Origin of the sequence: Pseudomonas argentinensis, from assembly GCF_001839655.2 — a bacterium.
Classification (GTDB): Bacteria; Pseudomonadota; Gammaproteobacteria; order Pseudomonadales; family Pseudomonadaceae; genus Aquipseudomonas; species Aquipseudomonas argentinensis_B.
The window spans coordinates 2138241-2157785 of sequence record NZ_CP056087.1 but is presented as its reverse complement, the minus strand read 5'-3'; the positions used below and the strand labels follow the sequence as shown (position 1 = coordinate 2157785).

The following is a 19545-nucleotide window of genomic DNA, read 5'->3' as shown; positions in this document are numbered from 1 at the left end:
CTTTCATCCTGTCCAGGCAGATCGGAGAGAACTGCACCTAGCCGAGCAACCGAGCGCCTGTGTACGCGCGGATAAAGCCTCAGGGATGAAGCCAACGCTGTAGAGCATACGAGCAGCCCGACAATGGACGCATATAGAGCTCTCAATAAAGAGAGAAACGGTCAAAGGTATCCTGCACTGGCCAAAAGGCGCTATTAAAAGGTGTGATACTTCTTTCAAAGCTTGCTGAACAAGTTAAGACCACTGATCTTCACGTAGCTCTGCTGCGCTGCGTCAAGAATCAGGCTTTGGAAAGACAGGCGAGAAAGGGCTTCTGGATAATCCAGCTCACGCAGTTCGGCCTGCACGGCCTTGTTGCCCAGGGCCGAGTCTTCGTTACTGGTGAGCGTGGTATCGATGATGTTGCGCCGCGCACCGATGTCACCACGCGTGCTGTCGATCACGATACTGGCATTGGACAGATTGGTGATGGCCTCGGCGACTGCATCACGCACCATCAGCCCGCCCTCAGGCGTCGACGGCGTTTCTTCGAGCGCCTTGCGCAGATTGGCAATCGAATCCAGAACGCCTTGGGTCTGTTTGTTGGGGTCGGCTGTCACGGTGATGCGATCACCAGCGGCCGGCACGCCATCGAAATTGATCATGACCCCGCGAAATACCAACTTGTCGGCGGTTTTCTCGTTTTCATCCATGGAGCCTGCGGCCAAGCGCGGCGTCGTAGTGCCAGCCGCGAACACTTCATAGCTGGTGGCACTGGGGTTGCCGAACACGATATCGACACCGCCGTCCGGGAAACCGGGCGTGCCGGTAAACGCCACCTCATCCTGCACCAATGGGGTAGAGGCACGCAGCGTCGAGCCTGCCTGCAGCGTCGGCGTGGCATCCAGCCGCCCGGCATTGGTGACATTCTGGAAAACCTTCTTACCGTTATCGCTGATCGCCACATTCAGCGAGCTGGCAATTTCCAACTTGCGCTGCCCCTCGTCACCTTGATAGCTGTAGGTGCCATCGGCATTGCGGACAAAAGGCTCGGCCTTGCCCTGAAAGCCGGAGAACAGGTACTCGCCGCGGGCATTCTTGGTGTTCATCAGGCCCAGCAGCTCATTTTCCCGCTCACGCAATTCGGCCGCATTGGACTTGCGATCATCGGCACTGAGCGAGCCACTGCCAGAGCGAACGGCGAGCTCCTGGACACGGAGCAGGACGGTATTGATCGAGTTGAGAACGGACTCTTCCTGCACCAGGCTGTTATCGGCCGCCGTGAGGTTTTCCTTGTGCTGGCTCAATACGTTCTGCTGCTGCTCGAGCTGCAACAGGCGCACCGACGCGACCGGATCGTCAGCTGGAGTGAGAATGCGATTACCGGTACTGATCTGTTCCTGGGTGCGAATGGCATTGGCGTAGTTGCGCTGCAGGCCTTGCACGCCGTTGTTGAACGCCTGAACAGTAGAAATGCGCATAACAGCCTCGTCTTCTCTGACGGTGGCTGACGTTGGCCAGCCCCGCACCCGCTTGGGGATTTGTTGAACCACCTGCCGTTTGCCGGGTGGTCGAACGGATAATCGTTAGTGGCGCGCCCACGCGGCACATCCAGCGGGCAACGCTGACACCGCGTTACGACCCTGCCCGCCTCACGGCGAGCGCGACGCCCTACTCGCTACCTGAATGCTCCGATAAGGGTATCGAACAACGAGCGCGCAACTTGAATCACCTGGGCGGAGGCGTTGTAGTACTGCTCGAACTTGATCAGGTTGGCCGCCTCTTCGTCCAGGTTGACCGCGGACAGCGAATCACGGTTGTCCTGTGCCTGTTTGAGAATAGCACCGGTCGCCTCGCTGTCCTGGCGGGCCTGGGCGGTCAGGGTGCCGACGCGTTCGATCAGGTCGCCGTAACTGTCGGTGAAACTGGAGCCGGTGGCGACGCCGGTAACGGTGGGATCGACCCCTACCACCTGCTTGTTCTGCAGGCCGACCAAGGCCAGCGCGTTGCGGTTGTCCGAGACACCGTTCTGGTTGAAGGCGATGTCGAAGCGGTCGCCATTTTGCGGGCGGCCGCTGAGGCTCATGTTGACCCGGGTGCCGTCCGCCATGGTCAGCTGGTAGTTGTTCTGCAGGCCCGGCTCGAACAGTGGCGTCGGCGCTGGCGTGATCGGCTGCCCCTTGTTGTCGACGCGAACCAAGGTTGCACCTGCCGGCAGGCCGGTGAAGCCCCCCGATGCCGAGTCATAGGTCAGCGTGACGGGTGGAAAGGCGGCCTGCAATGCAGCGGGATTGATGCTGCTGCCCGAAGGCTGCAACGTCGGCTGGCTGATCACCCCATTGCCGCGGTTCTGCAGGTTGGCCTCGGAGCGAATCGGCGCGGCGAAGGCCAGCTGGTCGGCCTGATCCAGCACGATAGACATGGTCGAGGCGCCGATACGGGTCGGCTGCAGCACGAAGGAGTCGCCGGCGGCCGGTGCAGGGGTACCGACAACGATCTGGAAACCCTGGTTGCGGCCGGCGCTGTCCTGAAAGCTCAGGGTGCCCGGCGGGTTCTGCATGACGGTCATCGACTGGTTGTCGCTCAGTCGCCGCGCGGTGTAATTGCTGCCATCGAACTCCAGGCGGTAATCACTGGTGGTCAACAACGAACTGTTGCTGATGTTCAAGATTGGCGAGGCATTGCTGCTGTTCGTAGTGGACGGCAGCACGCGCAGGCGCGCCAGCGACTCCTCATTGAAGTCACCGAACAGCTTGGTACCGACCTGCCCCTTGAGGTCCAGGCCCTGGCCCAGCTGACTGTTGACCTGATCGTTGATCGACAGCGCAAGGCGCCCAAGGGAGTTGAAGGTCTTGTCCAGAACGTCTTCGCGATAACGCAGGATGCCGCCCAGCTCGCCCCCGGTCACCTGCGTGGTGATGGTCTGCCGGGCGGCGCCAACGATGAACTGGACTTCGGAACGATTCGGGTCGTTGCTGCCAGGTACCACTTCCAGGCGCGCGGCGTTGCTGCCGATCACCAGCGGCTGCCCGGAGCCGATGAAAACGTTCTGCGAGCCGTCGTTCTGTGCCACCACGTTGACGCCCACGAAAGTCGCCAACTGACGCACCGCCTCCTCACGCGCATCCAGCAGGTCGTTGGGCTGGCTGCCGTTGGATTGGGCAATGGCGATCGACTCGTTGAGTCGGCCAATGGAGCCGGCAAGGCGGTTGATCTGCTCGGTAACGGCGCCCATTTGCTTGTTGGCGAAGCTGTTCTGCTCGTTCAAGCGGTCGTAGACAGTGTTGAAGCGCCGGCTCAGCCCTTGCGCCTCGGAAAGCACCAGCTGGCGCGCAGGCAGGTTGGAGGGATCCTCGGCAGCCGTCTGCATGGCCGAAAAGAACTTCTGCAACGAAGGCGTCACACCCGTGGTGGTGCCGGCGAGCAAGGAATCGAGCTGGTCGATCTGGCTCTTGTAGGCCTTCACGTCGCTGCTCAGCGCGGTGCTGCTGCGCAACTGGGTGGTGAGAAACTCGCTGTAGCTACGGCGGATGTCCACCAGTGAGGTGCCGCTGCCGATGTAGCCGGCACCGCTGAACTCCGGCGTACGCGTCGCCTGGATGGTGTCCTGGCGCGAGAACCCCGGTGTATTGATGTTGGTGATGTTGTGACCGGTCACGGCCAGCGAAGTCTTGTTCGCCGCCAAGCCCGACAGGCCTATGTTCAGTAGGTCAGCCATGCTTCATCATCCCTTGTTCGAGGGCGCGCCGTTGGCCGCGATCATCTGGTAGGTCGACAGCTTGCGGGCGATCTGCGAGACCTTGCGGGCATACTGCGGATCGGTGGCATAGCCGGCTTTCTGCAATTCGCGGGCGAACTGCTCGGGGTTGGCGGTGGAGCTCAGCGCCTTTTCGTACCGCCCATTGCTCTGCAGGAAGCTCACGTAATCCTCGAAGCTGTGGGCGAAGGATTCGTAGGAGCGAAACGAGGCCGCCTCCTTCACCGGTTTGCCGTTCTGGTATTCGGTGGTCATCACCCGGGCGGAATCACCGCTCCAGGTGTTGTGGGTCTTGATGCCGAACAGGTTGTAGCTGCTGCTGCCATCGCCCTGCTTGATGATCGACTTGCCCCAGCCGGTTTCCAGCGCCGCCTGGGCAACCAGGTAGGTGGGATCAACGCCCAGCTGGGCAGCCGCCTTCTCGGCCATCGGCAACATGGTTTCCATGAATTCCTTGGCCGACTTGAACGTCGTGCGGCTGGCGATCTCCTCGCTGCCATTGATGTTCAGGCGGCGTTCGGCCGGTGCGGCGTAGGCTTTGGCAGGCAACCAGTCGCCTTTGGCCAGCGGTTTACCAATGGCGTCACCGGCCAGCGTATTGGCCGCGGTAGCTGCCGTGGGCGACTCGGCGCCCGGCACGATGCCGGCCTGGATGCGCTGGGCCAGTTTGCCCGGCAACGACAGACGGCGCTGATTGATCAGCGTCATGTCGTTGCGCTCGGGATCTGCCGCCGCGCTGATCTTCTCGACCCGCGTCGGCGCTACATCGGCAGCGGCTTCGCCACGTGCCAGCGGCTTGCTCGGCGCCGCCGGCACGGGTGCGTCGACCTGGGCGAACGGGTTGGGCCGGTCGCTGACGCTCTTCATCTTCGACATCTGCCGCGCCATCACGTCGGCCAGGCCGATACCGTTCTTGTTGCCGGCCATGGTCACCGACAACTGCTGGTCGTACATGTCCTGGTAGGTCTTGGCCTCGTTGCTGTTCATGAAGTTGCCTTCACCGAACACTTCGTTGGCCGAGCGCATGGTCTTGAGCATTTCGTTGAGAAACAGCGACTCGAACTCCTTCGCGACCTTGCGAATGTTCTCCTCATTGTCGCCCCCCACCTTGAACTGGTTGAGGCGATTGAGATCGGTGTAGGCACCGCTGTCGACGGTGCTGGTGCCGGATGCCGAGAGTCGAGTATCCATGTCGCGTGTCCTTTAAATCACGATCAGGTCGGCCTGCAGAGCGCCGGCTTGCTTGAGCGCCTCCAGGATGGCCATCAGGTCGGAAGGCGCAGCGCCTACCTGGTTCACTGCCCGCACGATCTCGTCGAGGGTGGTACCAGGACCGAACTTGAACATCGGTTTCTGTTCTTCGTCCGCACCGACGCGCGAACGCGGCACCACGGCGGTTTCGCCGCCGGACAGCGCGCCCGGCTGGCTGACGATCGGGTCTTCGGTGATGGTCACCGTCAGGCTGCCGTGGGTCACCGCTGCAGGCTGCACACGCACGTTCTGGCCAATGACGATGGTGCCGGTGCGCGAGTTGATGATGACCTTGGCCACCGCCTGGCCGACGTCGACTTCCAGGTTTTCCAGAATCGACAGGTAGTCGACGCGCTGGCTCGGATCGAGCGGCGCGCTGACGCGAATCGAGCCGCCGTCCAACGCCTGGGCGACACCCGGGCCGAGCAACTCGTTGATGTGATCGACGATGTTCTTGGCGGTGGTGAAATCCGGGCGATTGAGGTTCAGGGTCAGGGTATTGCCCTGATCGAAGCCGCTCGGCACCGGGCGCTCGACCGTTGCACCGCCGGGGATACGGCCAGCCGACGGAACGTTGACGGTGATGCGCGAGCCATCGGCGCCGCTGGCGTCGAAGCCGCCCACCACCAGGTTGCCCTGGGCGATGGCGTAGGTGTTGCCGTCGATACCCTTGAGCGGCGTCATCAGCAGGCTGCCACCGCGCAGGCTCTTGGCGTTACCGATCGAGGAAATGGTCACGTCGATGGTCTGCCCAGGCTTGGCGAACGGCGGCAGGTCGGCGTGGATGGACACCGCCGCGACGTTCTTCAACTGCACGTTGCCGCCCTCCGGCACCTTGATGCCGAACTGCGCCATCATGTTGTTGAAGGTCTGTACGGTGAACGGCGTCTGGGTGGTCTGGTCGCCACTTCCATTGAGGCCCACGACCAGGCCGTAGCCGATCAACTGGTTGGTGCGCACGCCCTGGATGCTGGCCAAATCCTTGAGCCGCTCGGCTTGAGCGGTCGAGGCCAGCAACAGCGCAGCAACGGTGATGATCCATTTACGCATGATCATTTAACCTCAGAACGGCCACAGCGGGCTGACGAAGAAGCGGTCCAGCCACCCCGGCTGGCTGGCATCGGCGAAGGCGCCGGTACCGGAGTAGGTGATGCGCGCATCGGCGATACGGGTCGAGGCCACGGTGTTGTCGCGGGCCACGTCGTCGGAGCGCACCAGGCCGGCGATGCGTACCAGCTCGTCACCGGTATTGAGGGTCATCCACTTCTCGCCGCGCACCACCAGCAGGCCGTTGGGCAGCACCTCGGCCACGGTCACGGTGATCGAGCCGGTCAGGCTGTTGCTCTGCCCGGCCTGACCGGAGCCGCTGGTGTCACGCTGGGCGCCGTACTGGGCGCTGAGCCCCAGGTTCTCGGCTTTCAGCGGGTTGAGGCCGGAGCTGGGGTTGTCGATCGATACCCCACCGCCGAACAGCGAGGTCAGGCCGATATTGGCGTTGCTGTCCTTGGACATCTGCGAGCTGGCGTTCTTGCTGGCCTGCATCCGTTCGCTGAGGCTGATGGTGATCACGTCACCCACGCGAAAGGCCTTGCGATCGCCGTACAGGTTGTTTTCAAACCCGGACTGGAAGATCGAGCCGTTGTTCTGCGCAGCCGGCAGCGGTGTGCGCGGCAGTACAGGTGCGTAGTACGGATCGTTGGGCTTGGCGGCAGGCGCCACGCAGCCACTCAGCACTACGCTGCCGAGAATCGAGAACACACACACCAAGCGGTTCATAACCACTACCTCACAGCGTTCAGGCGTATCAGGGGGCGGGCCGATGCCCTACCCCGGGGTCTTAAAGGTTCTGGGTAACGAAGGACAGCATCTGGTCAGCGGTGGAGATGACCTTGGAGTTCATCTCGTAGGCGCGCTGGGTGGTGATCATGTTGACCATCTCCTCGACCACGCTGACGTTGGAGTTTTCCAGGGTGTTCTGCAGGGTCGTGCCCAGGCCGTTGAGGCCAGGCGTACCGACCTGCGGCGCACCGCTGGAAGCGGTTTCCAGGAACAGGTTGTTGCCGATCGCTTCCAAACCACCAGGGTTGATGAAGTCGGCGATCTGGATGTTGCCGACGATCTGCGGCTGCGGGTTACCGGTGGTGGTGACCGACGCGGTACCGTCCTCGCCGACGGTAAAGGTGCGCACTTCCGGCGGCAGCACGATGGCGGGCTCCAGGGCGAAGCCCTGGGAGGTGACCACCTGGCCGTTGGAGTTCAGGTGGAAGCTGCCATCACGGGTGTAGGACACCGTGCCATCGGGCATCAGCACCTGGAAGAAGCCACGGCCGTTGACCGCCATGTCCATCGGCTGCTCGGTGGTCTGCAGGCTGCCTGCGGTGAAGATCTTCTGGGTGCCGTTGATGCGCACACCGGTACCCAGCTGCAGGCCGGACGGCAATTGGCTGTCCTGGCTGGACTGGCCGCCTGGCTGGCGACGGATCTGGTACAGCAGATCCTCGAACTCGGCGCGGTCGCGCTTGAAGCCCGTGGTGGACACGTTGGCCAGGTTGTTGGAAATGGTCGTCAGGTTCATGTCCTGAGCGGACAGGCCGGTCTTGCTGACCCAAAGTGCCGGAAGCATAGCGTTTCTCCTCGGGCGCCGGAATCGTGGCGCCGCGCGTTGGTTATCAGCTCATTTGCAAGACACGCGCCATGGCAGTGTCATTATCTTCTGCAGTGCGCATCATCTTGACGGACAGTTCGAACTGCCGGGACAGCGCCAGGATCGAGGTCATCTCCTCGACCGCATTGACGTTGCTCGACTCCAGAAAGCCCGAGGTGATCTGCACCGTGGCGTCGGCTTCCGGCGGCTGCGGGCCGTTGAAGCGGATCAGCCCGTCGGTGCCCTTCTGCATCTGCTTTAGGTCAGGATTGACCAGTCGCAGCCGGTCGACCTCGGCCAGCACCCGGGGCGCTTCGCCGAGGGCGCGGATACTGATGGTGCCGTCCTGGCCGATCTCGATCTTCTGCTCAGGCGGCACGGCAATGGGACCGGCATTGCCCATGACCGGCATGCCGTTGCCGGTGCGCAACATGCCCTGGGCATCTACATTCAGGCTCGCGGTGCGCACGTATGCCTCGGTACCGTCGGGGGCCTGCACCGCCAGCCAGCCCTTGCCGCCGATGGCGACGTCCAGATCGCGCCCGGTTTCCTGCAACGAGCCCGGCGTGAAGTCGGTGCCCGGTCGCTCGCTCATGGCGAATACGCGCGAAGGTTGGGTCTCACCGAAAATCGGCATCGAACGCGCCTGCTCGAAATCACGGCGAAAACCGGTGGTGGAGATGTTCGCCAGATTGTTGGCGTGAGCACGCTGGGCCAAGGTGTTGTTATGGGCACCAGTCATGGAGACGTACAGCATCTTGTCCATGTTTTCCTCCGAGGTGGGCGACGCGCCCGCGACTCTGTCCACACCTCAAAAGCAATACACATGCCACATCACAAAAAAACAAATAAGCAACTGAATTAAAAGAGTTTTTATAAAAACAAAAGGCTCCCGAGGGAGCCTGTATTTTGTCGTTCGGCGAGTCGTTGCCGGTTCCGGCAACGACTCCCTGACGCTATCAACGCAGGTTGATGATGGTCTGCGTGATGGCGCTTTCGGTTTCGATGGTCTTGGCGTTGGCCTGGTAGTTGCGCTGCGCCACGATCAGGTTGACCAGTTGGTCGGACAGCTCGACGTTGGAGTCCTCCAGCGCGCCCGATTGCAGGCTGCCCAAGGTGCCGCTTCGCGGCGTTCCAATCACCGGCTCGCCGGACTCCGAGGATTGCACCCAGGCGGTCTTGCCCACCGGAGTCAAGCCCTGCATGTTGGCGAAATTGGCTAGCACCAGCTGGCCCTGCACCTTGGTCTGACCGTTGGTGTAGCGGGCGAAAAGAACGCCGGTCTCGTCGATCTCGAGCCCAGCCAATTCGCCCGTGCTATAGCCGTCCTGCACGACCTTGGCCACCGAGAAGGTGCTGTTGTACTGCGAGGAGCCGCGGAAATCGAACTTGACCGCAGCACTGGCTTCGGAGCCGTTGGCGGCCCAGGTAGTGCCTTCGGCATTGGTGGGCGCTGCGGGAATCCAGCCATTCATGCTGATGGAGCCGTCCGGATTGACACTGAGCCCGGCGCTCAGGCCAGCGGGATCGACGGTCTGCAGCTTGCCGGCAGCGTCAAAGCTGATGCCGGCGGAAAGCGGCTGGGTATTGGCCGGATTCAGCGGGTTACGGCCGTCGACCAGAATCTTGACGTCCCAGTTGTTAGCCCCGGTCTTCACGAAATACTGGGTAAAGGAATGCGCATTGCCCTGGGCGTCATAGATGTTGACCGAGGTAGAACGGTTGTAACTGGTCGGGTCCGCCGGGTTGAAGGAAGCGTTGGCCGCAGTAGTACCTGCTGCAGCACCTGCGGCATTGGCAGCTGCAAGCTGCGCCGGGGTAGCCGCTGCGGTAGCTGCGGCAATTTCCGCAGGAGTTGGGTTCGGGTTACCTGGCAACAGCGAACCGTTGAACGCCGTCTGATAGGCACCGTCATAAGCGCTCTGTCTCAGCACCGGCACGCTCTCGGTCGAGTTCAGGTTGAACGGCTGGGTAATGGTGCTCGTCGAGCGCGGCGCCTGGCTGGCGGTTTCCACCTTCAGGTTGCCGATGATGCCATTCTGCAGGTTGCCGTTGGCATCCACGCCGTAACCCTGCAGGTTGTGCCCGAAGTTGTTGACGATGAAACCCTCACGGTCGGTGCCGAAATAGCCGGCACGGGTGTAGCTGATATCGCCGTTGTTGCTGGTACGGAAAAAGCCGCTGCCATTGATGGCCAGATCCAGCGAGTTCTTCGTGTAGTTGATGTTGCCCTGGCTGAACAGCTGGGACACATCGCTGAGCAGCACGCCACTGCCGATCGGATTGGAGCCGCTGCTGAGCATCGACGAGGCGTACAGGTCGGCAAACTCGGCGCGTGACTGCTTGAAGCCAGCGGTGCCGGCGTTGGCGATGTTGTTACCCGTCACATTGAGGTCGCTGGTCGCAGCACGCAGGCCACTCAGACCGATATTGAACGACATGAAAACTCTCCTTGCCGACTACCCGGCAGTTACAGCCTGTTAATTACTGACCAATGACCTGCACCTGCGACAACGGCACGTTGCCGATCCCCGCCAGGTTGAGCATCAATTCATTGCCACCCAGGGTGACGCTGTCGACGTTGGCCGGCAGCAAGGTATAAAGCCCCTTGGTTTCGTTGCCGTACGTGGCCTGGGCCTCGAACTTGTAGGTGCCCGGCTTCATCACGTTGCCGCTCGAATCCTTGCCATCCCAGATGAAGCTCACGTTGCCGGCTTTTTGCTCACCCAGGTTGATGCGATTGACCACCGCGCCGGAACTGTCGTAAACGTTGACGTACACGTTGCTGCTGCTGGTCGGCAGCACGGCGCTGGCCTTGAAACTCTCGCTGGTATCGACGACAGCCTTGTCGACCGGCACGATCACCTTGCGCCCGACCAGCGAGGACGCCTGCAGCGCCTGGGACGACTGATAGCCGGACAGGATGGTCTCCATGCTCGAATTGAGCTTCTCGACCCCCTCCACGGTACTGAACTGCGCCAGCTGCGCGATGAACTCGCCGTTGCCCTGGGGCTCCAGCGGGTTCTGGTTGTTCAACTGGGCCACCAGCAGGTTGAGGAACTGGTCCTTGCCCAGTTCCTTGTTCTGCGTGCTGTCCTGCTTGACCTGGTATTTGTCCAGTACGGAACTGGAGCCTACGCCATCAACGGTGCTCATCGCTCACTCCCGGCTCACTGACCCAAGGTCAGAACGCGCTGCATCATCTGCTTGGCGGTATTCATCATTTCCACGTTGGTCTGGAAGGCACGACTGGCGGAGATCATGTCCGCCATCTCCTCGACCACGTTGACGTTGGGGTAATACACGTAGCCCGCCTCGTCCGCCGCCGGATGATTGGGCTCGTAGCGCGGCATCAGGCTGCTTTGATCCTCGACGATACCCAGCACCTGCACGCCGGCGCCTGACTGATCCTGGTCGGCGAACAGCGAACCGTTACTGCCCCCCTGGGCATTCTGGAACACGGTGGCAAACACTGGATGGCGTGCGCGATAGGTCTGGTCGATGCTCGACGAGACGGTTTCGGCGTTGGCAATGTTGCTGGAGATGGTATTGAGGCGGGTGCTCTGGGCACTCATACCGGTTCCGGCGATATTGAACACACTGGTCAGGGACATGTCAGGCTCCTTTATTCACCACGCAGGGCGCTCATGAGCCCTTTGAATTTACTGTTTAGCAGCGTGAAGCTGGTCTGGAAGGCCACCGCGTTCTCGGCGTAATTGGCTTGCTCGACCTGGGCATCGACGGTGTTCTGGTCGATGGAGGGCGCGGTGGGCGTGCGATAAGCCAAGGCCGCATCGCCCATTGGCACGCCTTCTGCTGCGATATGCCGGCTGTTGGTGGTCTGCAGCCCCGACGTGCCACTGCCGCTGCCCTTGGCAGCCTGCTGCGCCAGCACCGAGGCAAAATCCAGGTCGCGGGCCTTGTAATTGGGGGTATCGGCGTTGGCCATGTTGTTGGCCAGTACCTCGGCCCGCTGGGCACGGAAGCCTAGGGCCTTCTCGTGGATGCCAAGTGCTTTGTCGAAACTGATGCTCATCTCAGGAACCTTTGCCGTAGCGGCTCGCCTGTTCTCGTGCAAAGATCACAGCAAGGCACGTGCCAAATATTTTTTCTGCTTATAAATCAGCTAGATCGCTGAAAACAGGAGGCGTTAAGGGCCAAGGCGGCAAAGCTTTTCCGCCGTTTGGCAAGGTGGCAGCGGCAATATCAACAGCCATTTGCCGCTTTTCTGACGCCGCGACGACAGAACATCGTCAGCTGTTGGGTGGGGACAAAGAAAAACGGGAGGCCATGGCCTCCCGTTTTGTTCAGGGCGCAAGAATCACTTTGCCTTGTAGATGATGCCTGGGCTGCACTGCACCATCTGATACTTCTCGGGCAACCCGTTGAGCGCCTCGGATGCACCGAGAAACAGGTAACCGCCCGGCTTGAGCATGGCGTGGATACGCGTGAGGATGTCCTTCTTCACTTCCGCCGAGAAGTAGATCAGTACGTTGCGACAGAACACGATATCGAACTTGCCAAGGCTGGCATAACTGTCGAGCAGGTTGAGTGGTCGGAATTCCACACGGCTCTTGACCGCCGGCTTCACCACCCAACGCCCCGGCCCCTTGGGGTCGAAGTAACGCTGAAGGCGATCCTGGGCAAGGCCCCGGCCCATGGCCAGGCTGTCATACTCGCCCGACTTGCAGTTGTTCAGCATGGTGGGCGACAAGTCGGTGGCCACGATCTGGATTCCCGCCTTGAGCTGGCCGATATTGCTGCGCTCGAATTCATCGATGCTCATCGACAGCGAATAAGGCTCCTGACCCGACGAGCAGGCGGCCGACCAGATACGCAGGCGCTGCCCGGGATAGGCCTTGATCAGCTCGGGCAACACGCGATTCTTCAGCACTTCGAAGGGATAGGTGTCGCGAAACCACAGGGTTTCGTTGGTGGTCATGGCATCGACCACCTGCTCGCGCAAGCCACTGCGCGGCTGGTTCTGCATACGCTGCACCAGTTCGCCCAGGGTCTTGATGCCGTTACTCTCCATCAGCTTGTTGAGTCGGCTGGAAACCAGGTATTGCTTGTTGCTGCCCAGCACGATGCCACAGGCTTTTTCCAGAAAGATCCGGAATTGCTCGAAATCCAAATTACCTGAAGACACTCGTGAGGCCTCGCCCATCTGTTGAATCGGATACGGGGAACGCTCCCAGAAGCGCTCGCCGGTTTGCCGGTACCTGCCAGCCCTGTTGACGCTGCGACGATCAGCCAGCCTTGATGCGTTCCACCACCCGGGAAGCCAGATCATCCGGGCGGAATTTCGCCAGAAAGTCGTCGGCCCCCACTTTCTTTACCATGGCCTGGTTGAACACACCGGACAGTGAAGTATGCAGGAGAATGTGCAGCTTCTGCATGCGCGGATCGGAACGGATCGCTGCGGTCAGGGTATAACCGTCCATCTCCGGCATCTCGATATCGGAGATGATCATCAGCAATTCCTGCTCCGGCGTCTTGCCGGCCTCGACCATCGTGCGCAGGTACTCCAGTGCCTGGCGACCGTCGTTCAGCGCCGTGACCTCCACGCCAACGGTCTGCAGGCAACGCATCACCTGCTTACGGGCGACCGAGGAATCATCGACGATCAGCACGTGCTGGCTGACGGCCTTGGTCTGCACTTCGTCATCGATCACCCCTGCCGAGATCACTTCGGAGGTGGGCGCCACTTCGGCGAGAATCTTCTCGACGTCGATGATCTCGACCAGCTTGTCATCCAGCCGGGTGACCGCCGTCAGGTAGTGATCGCGCCCCGTGCCCTTGGGTGGCGGGTGGATCTCTTCCCAGTTCATGTTGACGATGCGCTCCACCGAACGCACCAGGAAACCCTGCACCTTGGTGTTGTACTCGGTGATGATGACGAAGCTGCCGTTGAGGTCAGCCAGCGGACGCTTGCCGGTGGCAATGGACAGATCCAGGATGGGGATCGTACCGCCGCGGATGTTGGCCACGCCTCGAACCACCGGGCTCGACTTGGGCATAATGGTGAGTTTTGGGCACTGCAACACCTCCTTCACCTTGAAGACGTTGATCCCGTACAGCTGAGAGCCGTCGAGACGAAACAGCAGCAGTTCCAGGCGATTTTGCCCAACCAGCTGAGTTCGCTGGTTGACCGAATCCATCACACCGGCCATGTACGGGCTCCCAAGATTCCAGTAACACATCAGATTTGGTTAGCGTAGCAGGCGGCACGCGCCTTGCTTCGAACCAGACATGAATGCACAAATGACAATTATCCGACGGGCGATGGCCAAGAGCCTTCGTTGCCTGGCAGTTTTACCTGCTTTGCTGGCGCTCGGCTATAGCACGCTGACGACTGCCTCCGTCACCCTGCCCGATCAGCTTATCGGCGAGACCCAGCGCTTTCTTGAGCAGGCAGTTGCAGACTATTTGCAGCGCAGCAATATTCAGGCGCGCCACGAGGTGCAAATCAACCGCCTCGACCCACGGCTACGCCTGCCCCTGTGCGATCAACCGCTGACGATCACCCTGGAAACGCCGGCCGAACCGGTTGGCCGGGTAACGACGCGGGTGCGCTGTGACGGGACCTCCCCCTGGACAGTGTTCGTTCCGGGCCAGGTGCGACTTTATCGCGAGGTGGTCACCGTGGTACGCCCGGTCAAGCGCGAAGGGGTACTCGGTGAAGGCGACCTGATGCTTGCCGAGCGCGACGTCGGCCTGCTCAACCAGGGCTACATGATCGATCTGGACCAGGCGATTGGCCGCAAGACCACCCGCCCCCTGCAACCCGACCAGGTGCTATCCCCCACCTTCATTCGCCAGGCGGAAGTCATCCGCCGAGGCGACCAGGTGGTGATCAGCGCACGCAGCGGCGGCATCAACGTGCGCATGCCCGGCGAAGCGCTTTCCGACGGCGCCGTGGGCAAGCAGATCAGCGTACGCAACCAGCGTTCGCAACGCGTGGTGCGCGCCCGCGTGGTGGGCCCCGGACAGGTAGAAGTGTCGATGTGAGGACGGCTCGACCAACGGACTGGCTGACGATCGGGCAAGGCTGTTTTAGACTGTGCAGGCGACGCGATTTTTTTTGCCTAAAGTTTTTCCGGGCACAGCCGACACACTAGGCAAGCGTCCACACACCGTTAGAGGTTTTGCATCATGGTCATCGACTTCAACCGACTCAACAGCTCCACGCCAGCCAGCACTACCCGTGCGGGCAGCACCCAGGGCGGCAAGAACGAAGCCATCGACAACAAGGCCGCTGGCAGCACCGCTGCGGCTCAGCCGACCCCTGCTGCCGGCAGCAAGAGCGGCGAGTCCGTTCAGCTGAGCAGCGAAGCACAACAGTTGCAGAAAACCGTCGACAAGCTGCGTGACCAGCCTGCCGTCGATAGTGATCGAGTGGCCAAGCTGAAACAGGCCGTTGCTGACGGTAGCTACCAGGTCGACAGCCAGCGCGTCGCCAGCAAGCTGCTCAATTTCGAATCCCAGCGCTAGTCTTCGGCTCGCACTGGGGTGTTGGACGCCCGAAAACCGTCTTGATGCCAGTCCGCTGCTACAGCAGACGCGCGCCTGAAGGTTTCACCCCGGAGAGCCTGAACCATGAACATCACGCCCCTGCTCGACCTGTTCAACGAGGATATCGGCTACGCAGCGCAACTGCTTGAGCTGATCGACGCCGAATATGATGCCCTTGGCGAACATGACCTGAGCAAGTTGCAGGACATTCTGGCCAGCAAGCAACCGCTGCTGGCCTCCCTCGAGCAACACGGCAGAAGCCGCACCCAAGCCCTGGTCAGCCTGCAGTTGAGCCCTGACCGCTCAGGCTTGCAGGCGCTTGCCGAGCGTTCGGACAGGGGTGACGAACTGATCCAGGCCAGCGAGCAATTGAACGAGCTGCTCGAGCGCTGCCAGGAAGCCAACCTGCGCAACGGCCGAGTCATTCGCTCCAGCCAGAAATCCACGGCCAGCATGCTCGGCATCCTGCGCGGCGCGGAAACGCCGTCGCTCTATGACAGCAGCGGCAGTACCGCTAAAATCGGCAACAAACGCCCGCTCAGCCAGGCCTGACATAACGACAAGATGCGCGGTGATGCACCCGGTGCCTCATTTAACGCAGCAGTACCTCGCCCCGGAGATCACTGGACCGTGTCCAACCCCTTCGCTCAGGACTGTGGCCCGCAACCTCCCAAGGTGCTCAAGGCACCGGTGGAAATCGTTGCCAACCTACGTCTCCTGCAACAGCATCATGACCCGCTGACCCTTACGTTTCATGAGCGCAACCAGCGCTTCCAGAGCTACGTGATCGAAATCGACCGAGAGCGCAACCTGCTGGTTCTCGATCAGATGATCCCCAGTGACGGCGAACGCTACCTGCAAAATGGCGAAGCCTTCAGCGTCGAATCTCAGCATGACGGCGTGCGCATCGCCTGGGATTGCCCGGCGGGCATGCGTACGGGTGAGCACCAGGGGGAGCGCTGCTACATCGGCGCCATTCCCGCCGAAGTGCATTACCACCAGCGACGCAACGCCTTTCGTGCCGCGCTCAAGCAATCGGAGCAGGTCAAGGTACAACTGGGCGGAACGCGACTGCGCAACCCGCTCGAAGGCCTGATGCTGGACATCTCTGCCTCGGGCTGCAAGATTCGCCTCCCTGGCGACGCCGGCAAGCAACTGCAACCTGGGCAGATCTACGAGATGTTCAGCGCGCAGCTACCCGTCGGCAAGCTGGAGACGGCCATCGAGCTGCGTCACACCCGCTACGACGACAAGCTCGACGTCACCTACGCGGGCCTGCACTTCGACAACCTGAGTGGCCTGCAGCAACGCCTGATCGAACGTTTCGTCTACCAGCTACAGCGCGAGGCGCGCCGCTTCGAGAGCGACACCTTTCTCTAGGGTCTGTTGACGTTTCAACGCGAGCCGCGTTGCCGCGAGAAATCTCGCCAGGCCGGGCGGCGATCCGCCAGGCGGGGGACGCAGGTAATGGACTAGCCGTTCGCGATTTCCCTTGCCAAGTCCTCCAGCGACGTATGGCGATTTCTCGCGCACCCTAGGCGGCCCCCACCCGTAGGGCCGTGCGTGAAACATCAACAGACCCTAGCCCTTCCGCGTCAGGCCTGTGGCGTGGAGGAAGGCTGCGGGCCATCGCTCTGGCTTTCGGCGTCTTCGGGTTCGCTCGCCACGGGCTCCTGCATCTGCTCCTGCACCACCTGCTCGTCGACCCTCGGATCCAGCGCGGCAACCAACGGCGATGCAGTCATGTTCACCGGCATGGCCACGTGCTGCAGCGGCGCGTCGTCGACCTGATGCAGGTGGGTGACGATATTCGAACGCACTCGCCAAACCAGCAACAGCCCGCACAGGCAGAAGAACGCATACAGCATGTTGGCGCCAAAAAAGCGCATCAGCACACCGACCAGCAGCGGCCCGATACAGGCACCGACCCCGAAGGTGACCAGTAACATGGCAGTCAGCGACACCCGCCGGTCCGTCTCGACGTGGTCGTTGGCGAATGCCACGGCCAACGGGTAGAGGCTGAACTGCAGCATGCTGACGATGAAGCCCACCGACACCAGAAGCAGCAACGGCGCTTCGGAAACGATGGCCAGAGGCGACGCGACCAGCACCATCAAACCTGACATGCCGCGGATCAGCTTGACCCTGTCGAAGCGATCCGACAGCCAGCCCAGGGGCGCCTGCACCACCAGCCCGGCAAGGATGCAGCAGCCCATGAAGATACCGATCTGCTCGTTCGCCAGCCCCATCTCGGCGGCGTAAAGGGGCGCCAGGCCATAAAAGGAGCCAATCATCAGGCCGGCAACGCCAATGGTGGTAAGCGACAGCGGAACGCGGCGCAAGAAGAAGCGCATTTCCAGGGGCGCGGGGCGCAGCGGCGCCGGGTGCAGGCGCCGGGTCAACGCCACGGGCACCAGACACAGGGCGAACGCCAGCGCCACCAGCATCAGCAGCTCCAGCCCCAGGGTCGGATGCACCACCAGCACCAGTTGGCCGAGCACCAACCCCAGGTAGGACGCGGCCATGTAGCCGGCGAAGACCAGACCACGCTGCTTGGTTTCCGCCTGCTCGTTGAGCCAACTCTCGATCACCATGTACTGACACATCATGCCCAGACCGACCAGCACACGCAGCAGCAGCCATGCCGGCAGCCAGTCGAGCAGGCCGTGACCGAGCACTGCCGCCGTCACCACCCCGGCACAGGCCACGTAAGCGCGGATATGGCCCACGCGGGCGATCAGCCGGTGGCCGATCTTGCCGCCGAGCACCAGGCCGAAATAATTGGCCGCCATCAGCGCACCGGCCCATACGCCCTCGCCGGACTCGGCCAGGCGCAACGCCAGGTAAGTGCTGAGCAGGCCGGAGCCCAGCAGCATCAGGACGGTGGCGATGTAGAGGGAACTGAAGGATTTCCAGATCAGGCGCATTGGGCTGCAACAACTCCTTGTACCGGCTTCGAGAGCAGGCCTATGTTCGACGGGCGGCCCGGCAAGTCACCCTGCATCCGGGGCTACCAAGCTGCCGCTGTGCCATATGGATGGTACGCATCGGACACAGTTCACTCATTCCGAGCACTCTGCGGACGGCTCAGTCGGCTGCCTTGTTTTCCAGCAGCGCCAGCCGCGCTTCCAGGGCGCTGATACGCGCCTCGAGCACCTCCAGACGCTCCGTTGCGCCGCCACTCGATGGCTCCTGGCGCTGCGCCCGCGCCTGCAATTGCGCCTGCAACTGCTCGGGATCACCGAGCAGTTGGGCATAACGTTCCTCACGCTGCCCAGCCTGGCGTCCGACCAGGGCCACCAACTGTCGGCCGATCATTCGCTCGAGGTTGTGCTGCACCTGTTGGGTGTCATCGAAATCGTACTGGCGGTTGCTGCGCGCCAGTAGCTCACCAGTGGTCTGCGGCCCACGTAGCAGCAGTAGACCGAGCAAGGTCACCTGCGGCGCCACCAATTCGAGGGCCTTGTCGATCCGATGCTCCCAGCGATCGGCACGGCTACCCATGACCAGACGCACGAAACCGCGCTCCTCCAGGTTGCGCAACCCCTGCCCTACCGCGCCCTGGGTTAGGTTCATCAGGGGGTCACGACTGGTTTTCTGGTTACAGGCGAGCACCAGCGCATTCAGGGTCAGCGGGTAGGCTTCGGGAGTGGTGGCCTGCTTTTCGATCAGGCAGCCCAGGATACGCGCTTCAGCGGCGCTCAACGGAGACGTGTCGTTGCTATCTTGGGTCATGTCGCTCACCAGGCCTGGGGATTGCCCCTAGCGTAGCCTGAGTGCGATGCGGTTGACACAGGTGAAGCGAATTTTGTGGTCATGCAAGTCGCTGATTTTCAACACACACGCAATCGACAACCAAGGAAAACGGCAAATGAGAAGTATTTTTATTGACTAATAATCGAGAATGACTATTATCTACATCACCAGCCGCGAGGCTGGTTGGATAATCTGAAGGCTTCCTGGTCGGATGCTTCCAGTTTATCTCCTCATCAGGCTAATCACGGTTATTGACCCGGCTTTTTGCCGGGTCTTTTTTTGTGGCCTGCCGTCCCTGCCGGCCACCCTTCGGGCCGTCGGCAGAGCCGACGTCAAAAATCGCTCCCGGCGATTTTTTGCTTTTTTTCAGGCTAACGCAAACTGGGACACGACCGCCATCGAGGGCGGGCATTGCGTACGGATCATGGCGTCCCCTGCTGGAATCGAACCAGCATCTAGCCCTTAGGAGGGGCTTATTCTATCCGTTGAACTAAGGAGACCCAATTGATCCGGCGCCCTTGGCAGGCTGTTGAAAAACTAGCTGCGTTACCATCGCAGCGTTAAAAACAGGCTCAAAATGCTCATGTACTACTCGTACACTCCGCTTTTTTCGCATGTTTTTGCCTTGCGCTGTCTGCCTCGC

The 19545-nt window shown here is 61.4% G+C and carries 19 protein-coding genes and 1 tRNA gene; 4 read left to right on the top strand and 16 right to left on the bottom strand.

Annotated features, from left to right (window positions below):
• Positions 1-215: 215 nt before the first annotated feature.
• The 13 genes from flgL to SA190iCDA_RS09535 all read right to left on the bottom strand — a co-directional run bounded on the left by flgL (position 216) and on the right by SA190iCDA_RS09535 (position 13804).
• Positions 216-1460 (bottom strand): flagellar hook-associated protein FlgL, encoded by a 1245-nt coding sequence (gene flgL / locus SA190iCDA_RS09595; RefSeq protein ID WP_070886722.1) that lies wholly within the window; start codon positions 1458-1460, stop codon positions 216-218.
• A gap of 197 nt (positions 1461-1657) precedes the next feature.
• On the bottom strand, positions 1658-3697 hold the full coding sequence (gene flgK / locus SA190iCDA_RS09590; RefSeq protein ID WP_070886721.1) for a flagellar hook-associated protein FlgK: 2040 nt from the start codon (positions 3695-3697) through the stop codon (positions 1658-1660).
• A 6-nt stretch (positions 3698-3703) separates the two neighbouring features.
• A complete protein-coding gene (gene flgJ / locus SA190iCDA_RS09585) occupies positions 3704-4927 on the bottom strand; it encodes a flagellar assembly peptidoglycan hydrolase FlgJ (protein ID WP_070886720.1) in 1224 nt (407 codons plus the stop codon).
• A 12-nt stretch (positions 4928-4939) separates the two neighbouring features.
• Positions 4940-6037, bottom strand: coding sequence for a flagellar basal body P-ring protein FlgI (locus SA190iCDA_RS09580; protein ID WP_070886900.1), 1098 nt, complete (start codon positions 6035-6037; stop codon positions 4940-4942).
• 12 nt (positions 6038-6049) lie between these two features.
• Positions 6050-6763 (bottom strand): flagellar basal body L-ring protein FlgH, encoded by a 714-nt coding sequence (gene flgH / locus SA190iCDA_RS09575; RefSeq protein ID WP_070886719.1) that lies wholly within the window; start codon positions 6761-6763, stop codon positions 6050-6052.
• A gap of 61 nt (positions 6764-6824) precedes the next feature.
• Positions 6825-7610, bottom strand: coding sequence for a flagellar basal-body rod protein FlgG (flgG, locus tag SA190iCDA_RS09570; RefSeq protein ID WP_070886718.1), 786 nt, complete (start codon positions 7608-7610; stop codon positions 6825-6827).
• 46 nt (positions 7611-7656) lie between these two features.
• Positions 7657-8397: a flagellar basal body rod protein FlgF gene (locus SA190iCDA_RS09565; RefSeq protein ID WP_070886717.1), complete on the bottom strand. Its 741-nt coding sequence runs from the start codon at positions 8395-8397 to the stop codon at positions 7657-7659.
• Positions 8398-8590: 193 nt separating this feature from the next.
• Positions 8591-10072, bottom strand: coding sequence for a flagellar hook protein FlgE (locus SA190iCDA_RS09560; protein WP_070886716.1), 1482 nt, complete (start codon positions 10070-10072; stop codon positions 8591-8593).
• A 43-nt stretch (positions 10073-10115) separates the two neighbouring features.
• Positions 10116-10787 (bottom strand): flagellar hook assembly protein FlgD, encoded by a 672-nt coding sequence (flgD, locus tag SA190iCDA_RS09555; protein WP_070886715.1) that lies wholly within the window; start codon positions 10785-10787, stop codon positions 10116-10118.
• 14 nt (positions 10788-10801) lie between these two features.
• Positions 10802-11245: a flagellar basal body rod protein FlgC gene (gene flgC / locus SA190iCDA_RS09550; protein WP_070886714.1), complete on the bottom strand. Its 444-nt coding sequence runs from the start codon at positions 11243-11245 to the stop codon at positions 10802-10804.
• An 11-nt stretch (positions 11246-11256) separates the two neighbouring features.
• Positions 11257-11667: a flagellar basal body rod protein FlgB gene (gene flgB, locus SA190iCDA_RS09545; protein ID WP_070886713.1), complete on the bottom strand. Its 411-nt coding sequence runs from the start codon at positions 11665-11667 to the stop codon at positions 11257-11259.
• Between the two features lie 285 nt (positions 11668-11952).
• Positions 11953-12780: a protein-glutamate O-methyltransferase CheR gene (gene cheR, locus SA190iCDA_RS09540; RefSeq protein ID WP_070886899.1), complete on the bottom strand. Its 828-nt coding sequence runs from the start codon at positions 12778-12780 to the stop codon at positions 11953-11955.
• Between the two features lie 100 nt (positions 12781-12880).
• Entirely contained in the window at positions 12881-13804 is a 924-nt protein-coding gene (locus SA190iCDA_RS09535; RefSeq protein ID WP_070886712.1) for a chemotaxis protein CheV, read from the bottom strand.
• A gap of 79 nt (positions 13805-13883) precedes the next feature.
• Here SA190iCDA_RS09535 and flgA point away from each other — a divergent pair, with 79 nt between their 5' ends.
• The 4 genes from flgA to SA190iCDA_RS09515 all read left to right on the top strand — a co-directional run bounded on the left by flgA (position 13884) and on the right by SA190iCDA_RS09515 (position 16526).
• Complete coding sequence (gene flgA / locus SA190iCDA_RS09530) at positions 13884-14642, top strand: flagellar basal body P-ring formation chaperone FlgA (RefSeq protein WP_070886711.1); 759 nt, start codon at positions 13884-13886, stop codon at positions 14640-14642.
• 144 nt (positions 14643-14786) lie between these two features.
• The gene (flgM, locus tag SA190iCDA_RS09525; protein ID WP_070886710.1) at positions 14787-15125 is read left to right on the top strand and encodes a flagellar biosynthesis anti-sigma factor FlgM; all 339 of its coding nucleotides are present in this window, start codon (positions 14787-14789) and stop codon (positions 15123-15125) included.
• 105 nt (positions 15126-15230) lie between these two features.
• Positions 15231-15698 (top strand): flagella synthesis protein FlgN, encoded by a 468-nt coding sequence (locus SA190iCDA_RS09520; RefSeq protein WP_070886709.1) that lies wholly within the window; start codon positions 15231-15233, stop codon positions 15696-15698.
• A 78-nt stretch (positions 15699-15776) separates the two neighbouring features.
• Complete coding sequence (locus SA190iCDA_RS09515; protein WP_070886708.1) at positions 15777-16526, top strand: flagellar brake protein; 750 nt, start codon at positions 15777-15779, stop codon at positions 16524-16526.
• 215 nt (positions 16527-16741) lie between these two features.
• On the opposite strand, the gene SA190iCDA_RS09510 is transcribed toward SA190iCDA_RS09515, so the two are convergent.
• The 3 genes from SA190iCDA_RS09510 to SA190iCDA_RS09500 all read right to left on the bottom strand — a co-directional run bounded on the left by SA190iCDA_RS09510 (position 16742) and on the right by SA190iCDA_RS09500 (position 19402).
• Positions 16742-18073 carry an MFS transporter gene (locus SA190iCDA_RS09510; RefSeq protein ID WP_070886707.1) on the bottom strand — a complete coding sequence of 444 codons (1332 nt, stop codon included), beginning with the start codon at positions 18071-18073 and terminating at the stop codon, positions 16742-16744.
• Positions 18074-18233: 160 nt separating this feature from the next.
• Positions 18234-18881 (bottom strand): YceH family protein, encoded by a 648-nt coding sequence (locus tag SA190iCDA_RS09505; RefSeq protein WP_070886706.1) that lies wholly within the window; start codon positions 18879-18881, stop codon positions 18234-18236.
• 446 nt (positions 18882-19327) lie between these two features.
• Positions 19328-19402: transfer RNA gene (locus SA190iCDA_RS09500), tRNA-Arg, on the bottom strand.
• Positions 19403-19545: the final 143 nt, after the last annotated feature.